The following is a 1,609-nucleotide window of genomic DNA, read 5'->3' as shown; positions in this document are numbered from 1 at the left end:
ATCGAGGGCCGCTTCGCGGCCCTCGATCACTCAAACGCCGCGATCTCATGATCGGGGCCGCCGATTACCGGCACACCGGTGGATTCAGGCTCAGTGGGGTCGTCGGACCCCGGGTTCCAGGCGCCGTACTCGTCGACCGCGCCCTGGGCCAGGCGCGGGCGCTCGCGGATGTCGACGCCGTCGCGGGTCTCGCCCGCGGTCACGGTCACCCGCGGGCGGAGCTCCTCGGGCCACGCGCCCGGGACGTCGGGCCAGCTCGTCGGGAGGCCGGCCGTGGTCGACGCCCTGACCGTCCAGCGCCCGGACCGGACCGGCGTGCTCCACCGGCCATCGGCGTCGACCGCAGCGGTCACGTAGTCGTGGTCGTCGGAGTCCATCTTGACCAGGGAGACCGTCCCCGGCCCCGCGGAGCTCCCGTCCCGGAGCGTCACCTGGCCGCGCAGGACGCCGGTCGCGGGAGCCGGATCGTCCGCGCGGGCGGCCGGCGGCGCGAAGGCGACCAGGAACGCGGCGACGAGGCCCAGGACGGAGAGGCGGACCGGCGGGCGGCGGGCGGCGGGTGCGGCCGGGCGGCTGCCGACGGGTGTGGCTGGGCCAGCGGTCGGGCGGGTGCCGACGGTGACGGCCGGGGCGACGGTCGGGCGGCTCGTGGCCGACGCAGATCGGACGGACGTGCGCCACGCGTGGGCGCGGGTCGCGGATCGATCGGGGACCCGTCCCGTCGGGGCGGGGGCGAAGGGGGAGGCGTGCACGGCGGGGGCTCCTGGCACCGGGACTGCGGGACGTCGACACCCTACGCCCGCGGGGACGGTCCGCCCCCGGGAGCGGACGGACGTCGGGGGACGCGGCCACCGGTCGGCGATCGGCCCTGCCGCCCGCCGCGGGGGCGCCGCTAGCCTCCCCGGCCCGTGCCGGCGCTGCGCTCACCCCACGACCGCGAGATCGTCCGCCTGGCGCTGCCGGCGCTCGTGACCCTGGCGGCCGAGCCGACGTACCTGCTGGTCGACACCGCGATGGTCGGCCACCTGGGCGTCGAGCCGCTCGCGGCGCTGGCCCTGGCGGTCTCGGTGCTGGGGACCGTCGCCGGCCTCGGGGTCGTCACCACCTACGCCACGACCGCTGCGGTCGCGCGGCTCTCCGGCGCGGGGCACGACGCCGACCTGCGCCGCCTGGCCGCGCAGGCGCTGTGGCTCGGCGGCGCCGCCGGGCTGCTCGGCGCCATCGTCGTCGTGGCCCTCGGCCCGGTCTGGATCGACGCGCTCGGGGGCCGCGGCGACACCGCCGACCACGCCGCCAGATACCTGCGGATCGCCGCGCCGGGGCTCGCTCTCGCGCTCCTCAGCATGGCCGCGCAGGGCTGGCTGCGCGGGACGGGCGACCTGCGCACACCGCTCCTGATCGTCCTGCTCGGCAACGCGATCAATCTCGCGCTGAACCCGCTGCTGATCTACGGCGCGGACCTCGGCCTCGACGGCAGCGCCATCGCGACGCTCGTCGGGCAGGCGACGATGGGGCTGCTGTTCGTGCGGCTGCTCTGGCGGGGGAGCGCGGCGGCGACCGGCACGGCCACGGACGGCGGCCCCGCGACGGCCCGCAGCGCCCCCGCGAC

Annotated in this window: 2 protein-coding genes; one reads left to right on the top strand and one right to left on the bottom strand. The window is 78.0% G+C overall.

The genetic code is table 11. The annotated features are described in order from the left end of the window. Positions 1–26: 26 nt before the first annotated feature. The gene (locus AB0L40_RS27800) at positions 27–752 is read right to left on the bottom strand and encodes a hypothetical protein (RefSeq protein ID WP_364362045.1); all 726 of its coding nucleotides are present in this window, start codon (positions 750–752) and stop codon (positions 27–29) included. A gap of 156 nt (positions 753–908) precedes the next feature. On the opposite strand from AB0L40_RS27800, the gene AB0L40_RS27795 reads away from it, so the two are divergent. Next, positions 909–1,609 (top strand): MATE family efflux transporter (locus AB0L40_RS27795; protein ID WP_364362043.1); only part of this gene is annotated, 701 nt, incomplete at its 3' end.

Origin of the sequence: Patulibacter sp. NPDC049589, assembly GCF_040675535.1 — a bacterium.
Classification (GTDB): Bacteria; Actinomycetota; Thermoleophilia; order Solirubrobacterales; family Solirubrobacteraceae; genus Patulibacter.
This window is presented reverse-complemented; position numbering and strand designations above follow the sequence as displayed.